The sequence below is a fragment of the Peptococcus simiae genome, assembly GCF_046569735.1.
Classification (GTDB): domain Bacteria; phylum Bacillota; class Peptococcia; order Peptococcales; family Peptococcaceae; genus Peptococcus; species Peptococcus simiae_A.
In genome coordinates, this window is sequence record NZ_JBKICG010000019.1 from 34,323 (window position 1) to 41,776 (window position 7,454).

The 7,454-nt window shown below is 51.5% G+C and carries 1 protein-coding gene; it reads right to left on the reverse strand.

Annotated elements, in window-relative coordinates; translation table 11 throughout:
- Window positions 1-15: 15 nt before the first annotated feature.
- Window positions 16-7,212: an S-layer homology domain-containing protein gene (locus tag ACLGL1_RS07995; protein ID WP_411008175.1), complete on the reverse strand. Its 7,197-nt coding sequence runs from the start codon at window positions 7,210-7,212 to the stop codon at window positions 16-18.
- Window positions 7,213-7,454: the final 242 nt, after the last annotated feature.

Genomic DNA, 7,454 nt, shown 5'->3' on the forward strand with positions numbered 1-7,454 from the left:
CCGCTTGGGCCATCCTTAAATAAAGCTCTTCCAGTTGATCCCGGTCCAGTGTTCATGTTTGCCATCAGGATCCCGGGTAAAGTCATGGCCCATGGTGGCTTCCATGATGGGTTCATAGTACCAGTCGGTCCGGGCCACATCTGCAAAGTGGATGATGAGGTCCGAATGGCTGTCGATCCAGGCCAGGTCTCCATGCCGGTTGAGCATCCGGTTGGTGATGGAGGTCACTTCTGCCCGGGTGATGGCCTGTTCCGGCCGGAAGGTATCATCCGGATAGCCGGAAATCCAGCCATGGCTGGCGGCCAGGCGGATGGCCTTGTAGCCCCAGTGGTCAGCAGCCAGGTCAATGAAGGTAATGTCCTTTTCATCGGTCAGGGCTGCAAAGCGGGCGGCAATGGCCGAAAACTCAGCCCGGGTAATGGGCTTGTTGGGCCGGAAGCTCCCATCCGGGTAGCCGGCTACAATCCCCTTTTGGACCGCATAACCAACGGTATTGGCGTACCAGTCGCCCTGCTTGACATCACTAAAGCCGGCGTCATACTTCTTCCATTTAATGGGCCGGTCCTTTAGGAGCCGGGTGAACATGGTGGCCACTTCCGCCCGGGTCATGCCCCGGTTGGGGGCAAAGGTCCCATCCGGATAGCCGATCAGGTACTGGTAGTGGTCGGCCTTGTTCAAGTCTGATTCAGAAGGCTTCACCGTCGGCTTATCCGGTTTCGGTGAGGGGATAATCCAGCCTGAGCTGCCGCCGGACCCACCACCAGGCTGGGGTTTTTCCTGGATAAAGTCATACTCGGCCACGACAATCAGGTCCTCCACGATGGCCAGAGAATCCTTCCGGTTCCAGCCATTGGCCTTGACCCCGCTCTTGGCCTTTATGGTCGGCTTGGTCAGGTCGCCTAGGACCTTGCCGGCATCCGGGTTGACATAATAAACCGTCTCCCCTTCCAATTGGCCCAGGCTGCCGGTCACAAAGGTCACCGTCACATAGGCCTCCGGCTTAACATTGGGCTGGCCGCTCTCATCTTTGCCGGGTACAATATCCGGGTAGCCGGCAAAGGTCCCTATAATGGTCGTATCTTCTGCATATTGGCGGGCCGCAGCCGGGTTCGGTGTCCAGGTATCAAAGGCATGGCCGGTAGCGGCCGATACCGCCGGCGCCTCTAGGCTGACTGTAGCAGCCGGGTTCACATAGTAGGCCGTCATCTCGCCGGCCTTAATCTCCCCGCCTCCACCGGTAATCTTAAAGCTGACGGTCACATAGCCGTCAGGCTTTTGGGTGCCGTCCTTCTTGGGGATGACATCGCCAATTTTATTAAAGGAGGCGGTGATAATGGTATCCTTGCTGTAATTGGTCGCCTGTCGGGCATCCTGACTCCAGGCCCCGAATACATAGCCGACACTCGGTTGAATGTCTGCTCCTGTTGGCGGCATCAGCCGGACATACTTGTCCGGGTTGACATAGTAGACCTTATCGGTCACCTGGCCGCTCCCGCTATTATCTTCCGTAAAGGTAACGGTCACATAGGCCGGGTCCGGCTTATCGGGTTGGTCCTCGGTTTTTTCCTGGACATCCGGCAGGGCTTGAGCCAAGGCGGTAACGATCATATCCTGATCGACAGGGGTCGTATCCGCTGTATCCCAATCCTTAAAGACATAACCGGTACTGGCTTGAACCCCCGGCTTAACGAGGTCGGCATGGCCCAGGGTAACCCCGGCACCCTTCTTCACATAGTAGTGCTGGACATTTTCTAGGCTGAGACCCGGTTGAGCGGCAAAGCTCACCCGAACATAGCCCTCCGGCTTGGTTATAGGTTCATCCGGGGCATAGGGGATAATGTCCGCCGCTTCCACATAGGTTGCGGTAACGGTGGTATCTTCCTTGAACTGTTTTGGCGTCAGCGGCTGGTAGGCCTCCGCACCAAGTTTCCATTCTTTAAAGGTATAGTGCTGGGTACCCACCGGCGTCTGCACCGGAATCGTCACTGCCTTATCCGGATTCACCCAGAAAACACGGGGGCCTTCTAAGGTACCCTTATCGGTCGGCACAAAGGTGACCGATACAAAGTTATCCGGTACGTTCTCCGGCTTATCAGTCCCCTCTTGGGGGATGACATCCTTGTCCAGGGTCCATTGGGCCGTGGCCGTCCGGTCCCGGTCCAGGACGATGGATTCACCGGCCTGGTAAAGCTTGTCCTCACCGTCCAGCTTCCAGCCGGCAAAGACCGAATTAACTTTACTCAGCCTCGGAGCATTGGCCAATTGAACGGTGGCCCCATGCTTAGCAGTCACTTGATCCGGCGGCGTCCCGCTGCCTTCACCGGCTGCGTAAGTGAGGGTAACCTGACCCAGCTTGAAGTGAGCCACATACTCTCGGTTGCCGGTAATCGGATTGGTTAAATCCAAGTCTTCCACCCACTTGTCAAAGCCATAATTGTCCTTGGCCAGGGGAGTGGGTACAGCTAATTCTTTTTCGCCGGCTTGCTCGCCCTCTTCTAAGACCTTCAGCTTAATGCCGGCCTTGGGATTGACGTAAAAGACTCGTTCACCAACAGCCGTCTCTTGACCGGCTTGGTCAACCGGTCCTGCCAGCTGGCCCTTGTCCCCGGCCCTAAAGGTCACCGTCACATAGCCTGCCGGCTGATCCGGCGTCTCCGGCGTCTTTTCGATAATATCCTTGTTTGGCACAAAGTTATAGATGAAGATGCTTTCTTCGTCGGTAAAGGTCCCTTGCAGGGTCTTATTCTCTGCATTGGTCCAGTTTTCACTTTCACCGGACTGAGCCAGGTAACCGACAGCCGGTGTTTTTGTAATGGCTTTGGCCTGCTCGGTCATATCCACCGGCACTTCCGGGCTAACATAGTAGGTCAAGGTGCCGTCTAAAGAACCGCCTGTACCGGCTTGGAATATCACTTTCACATAGTTATTCAGTGCTTCTTCCGGTTTATCGCCATTCGGTTTAGCGGGGATGACTTTTTCGTGGACTTTAACTTGAATATCCACCGGCTTATCTTGGCTGCCAATGCTGGACCCATCGGTGTAGGTAATGATGACCTTAGCGGTAGAGTCGCCGGGCTTTGTTACATCCGGATCTTTGACAATTTTAACCGATGCGATGGTTTTTCCATCCGGCGGAGTGATTTTTGTCTTATAGTCTTCCGGACTTGGTGTCTTACCTTCGGGAGTATGGACCGGCACTTTTTTCGGTTCCAGGTCTTTAATGGCCTGGGGGGCATAGCTGTACCGGGCGGTGATGACTGTTTCCGCCTCAGTAAAGGTATGTGCCTTAGTTAAATCAATGACCTTCCGGTTTTCTCTCGGTTCGCCGATGGTCCACTGCTCAAGGGTCCAGCCCTTTTTGGGCGTCAGCTGTCCAAGAGGGATGGTCACCGCCTTGTCCCGATTGACCCAGAAGACATGGGGTCCTTCTAAGGTTCCCTTATCGGTCGGCACAAGGGTGACTTTCACAAAGGTTTCCGGTACGTCTGTCGGCTTATCCTTCCCCGTTTGCGGAATAACATCAGTGACGTAATTTGCCTCAATGGTTGTTTCCCCAGCAAATTTATATCGCTTGCTTAAGTCATAGCTGCCGTTGGCGTCTACCTTCGTACCCTTATATTGGGTCACGCCGCGGTTCACGGTCCACTTAGTGAATTTATTGTCCCCAACGCCTGTCGGATTGGCTCCCGGAATGGTGATATAGGCATTCGGATTGACATAGTAGTATGTCTTTTGCGGATCCTTCGCCTTTGTTGTCGGATCTAGGGTCACCTTTTTATAGCTATCCGGCACGTAGTGCGGCCTTTCCGTTAGGGTCTTGGCCTGGTAAATGTTTTTGTAAACGACGATGGGAATATCGACGGTTTGTTCTTGTCCGTTTTTAAAGGTCACTTTTACTTGAACGGTTTCTCTGCGAGTCGGCTCGTCATTTGGATTGGCTTTTTCCTGCAGCTTATCGTAGAGTTCTTCGTCGAAGCTCGTGTATTTAGAACCGTCAGACTTTGTACCGAGGACAAATTCTACTGTGCCATCATTGGGGATGGGATTGCCGCCCTTTAATTTTAGCTTCTCCTCTAAATCGGTTTGACTGGGAATGAAATCATTCACAAAGTTTCCTTCTCCGTCTTTAAAGGACTCCGCTACTTTTAAAGGCTCTGCTTCGAGATCGCCGTTATCTGCCTGATCTTTAACGTATTGCGCCGTAACGGTCGTTTCTTTTTCAGTAAACTTCCCTGTAAAGCCTTGGTCAATATCCTTTTTCCATTCCCGAGCCGGGCTTTCGTCAGATTGCCAACCTGTGAATTTCCAGCTAAAGGCAATAGGATTGGCCGTATCTCTTGCGACGTCCTTGCCCGTCGGCTTGGCCACTGGAATGGTTACGGCCTCTGTCGGATTGACCCAGAAGGTCTTGCTAATGGCCTTAGTATAGTCATCGCCGGTCAAGGGGTCACCTTGAGGGTCAGTTACCTTGGCCTTATCCGTCAATTGGACAATAACTTTCACAAAGTTTGCCGGCACGTCCGGCTTGTCGGTCCCCTCTTGGGGGACGACGTCGGCGCCGTCATAGGCATATTGGGCAGTATGAGTGGTATTTTGCGTGTAAATTGTTTGTACTACCGGGGACCAGGGGCTTTCGGTGTCGATTTTTTTACCGGTCTTCGGCGTGACGGTCGGCGGTGCTAAGGTGACTTCGACATCTTTGAGCACCCAGTACTCTTTAGTTTGATCCGTCGCAATACTGCCATCATTGCCGGCGTTAAAGTCGACTTTGACGTAGTCCTTGTCATCCGGGTCTGTCGTCAATACTTTTTGCTTGTACTGAGCGGTAATATCGGTCTTTGCCCTAAAGGTTTGGGTAAGGGCCTTGTCCCAGCCGGTATGCTTGTAGTCAGCTTTCGCCGCTACTGCCGGCGCCGTCAAGGTCACTTCCTTCTTGGGGTTGACCCAATACTTGCTGACTTCCGTATTCGCAATGGTCCCATGGTCGCCTTGTAAAAAGGTCACTTCGACAAAGGTATCCGGTACGTTACCGGGCTTCTTGTCTCCTTTTTGAGGGATAACGTCAACAACGTATTGCGCCGTTATCGTTGTGGCAACCTTAAATTGATTGCGAACATCCCCGGCAATGGTAATATCCGTCGGTTCATTCGTCGACCCGTCGGCCTTTTGGGTCCATTTGAGGAAGACGTTATCGTCCTTACCTGTGGGGTCTCCCTCGGGGATAATAACCTTGGCCTTCGGGTTGACATAGAAGTAGGTCTTTTGCGGGTCCGTTGCTTTTGTCGTCGGATTCACGGTAACTTTGACGTAGCCATCAGGTACATAGTAGGGCTTTTCTGTTAAGGTCTTGGCTTCATAGATGTTTTTAACCACCTGAATAGGGATAGCTACTTCTTTAACTTGACCGTTTTTAAAGGTTACTTCTGCCTGAACGGTCTCTCTGCGGGTCGGCTCGTCCTTTGGATTGGCTTTTTCCTTTAACTTGTCGTAGAGTTCCTCATCAAGGCTTCCGTATGGTTGACCGGAACTATTTTTGCCTAGAACAAATTCAAAGGTAGCATCACTTGGTAACTGACCAACCTGCCCATCAGTACCCTTTAATTGAACCAGACTTTTTAAGTCATCTGCCTTTGGGACAAAGTTATTCATCCAAGCGTCATCTGTTGTCTTAAAGGATTCCGGAACCGTTATCTCTCCAGCGACTAAGTCGCCATTATCGATAATGACTTGGTCATAGTTGGCAGTAATAAGTGTCTCCGCTGCCTCAAATTGTCCTTTAATACCTTGGTCAATATCAGTGGTCCAGGCTCTAGACGGTTTTTCATCTGATGTCCAATTTTTGAAATCCCAGCGATATTCAGTCGGGTTGCTTTCTGAAACCGGAACTGTTTTTCCCGCTGGCTTGGCTACCGGAAGGGTAACTTGTTTGTCCGGGTTTACCCAAAAAATCCGGGTAATGGCTTTGTTATAGTCCTCGCCCGTTAAGAGGTCGCCTTGGTCATTTTTGACCTCTGCCTTGTCCGTTAGCTGAACAGTTATCTTGACGTGACCATCGGGGACATTGCCCGGCTTATCTTTCCCCGGTTGCTCAATAACGTCTTCCGTATAGATGGCATAAAAGGTTTTGGCACCGGTGATGCCTTTAAAGGCTGTTTCTTGATCAACAGGATTTGTAGCGTCCGGTCTATCCCCCCAGCCAATAAAGGTCTTTCCTTCTGTAGGCGTTGGTGATTCAACAGAGCTTGCATCCTGACCATACTCAACCTCTTGAATGACCTTCTGCTCGGCACCCGGGCCAAAGGTGCCGCCGTTGGCATCGAAGGTCACCGGGATAACTTCGGTCATGGTCAGCTTACCGCCATTGATGACATCGTAGGCGAAGTCGTATTTGAACTTTTTACCATCAAGTGATGTGATGGTTTTACTCGCTTCGTCTAGGGTGTAGGTGGCTGAATCGGTATCAAGGTCAAATCCTTCTACGACTTTAACGATGGGGACGGTCCTTAGGTCATTCCCGTAGAACTCGTCAAAGCCATTGTATTCATCAATTGGTTTTTCATCGTTTCTTAGAATGGTTTTACCAGTATCGTTCTTCGGGAATTTAAAGAAACCCGTTTCATCAGCAATATCCCCATTACTTGCATCATGATCAAACAAACCTTCTACCGGCGGGCGATCAGCTTCTTCAACGCTCGTTCTCCACTCGCTGGTAAATTTCGTCGACGCCACTTGCCCCAAGGTGATGCTTAAGGGGATATCCGCAACGATTTTACCGTCACTATCTTTTTTAAAAGTGGCTTTACTGTCGCTCTTCCCGATTTCCATGGTTAAAAAGGTAATCTTATCAGAGGTCTGGTAGTCCAAGGCCACCTCATACCGGTAAGGCTCAAGTGCCGTCGAGTAGAGGGGGAGCTTGGCAGGCTTGCCATACTGGTCGGTCCAGGTATGCTTACCGGCTTGGTCAATTTCCAGGATAAAACGGTTGATTTCAGCATTAGTCGTTGCATCTTTTTGTAGAAAGATGATCTTAGCCTTGCTGGGCTTGCCGTTGGAATCTTGACCAAAAATTTCTTTCCACTGGAAGGGCTGCATCACGCCCTTGTCCGTTAAGCCTTCAGTGGCAAAGTTAACATGGACATTACCGTAGGCTGCAGCCTTATCCGCATCAGTCGGGTTCTGACCGGGTAGGTAGGGGCTCTCGGCCCCCAACATACCGGCGCCCTGCTGCCTGTGCGGGGCCTTTCTTTGATCTCTCGCCTGTCTTTGAATCTCTAGTATGGTCTTATTGTCCAGCTTGGGATAGTTTTTTGTATCCAGTTTTCCTAGGGTAATGAGCTGATTCACCGCTTTTGTAGGTGGATTCTCATTACCGGCCCAGGCCAGGCTTGGCACAAGGGTTTGTGCCAAGAGGGCAAAGGCTAGCCCAAGGGCTAATAGTTTCTTTATCAAAGTAT

Coding starts and splice junctions, on each gene's coding strand:
- ACLGL1_RS07995 (WP_411008175.1), bottom strand. CDS start 7,212: ATGTTGGGGGCCGAGAGCCCCTACCTACCCGGTCAGAACCCGACTGAT.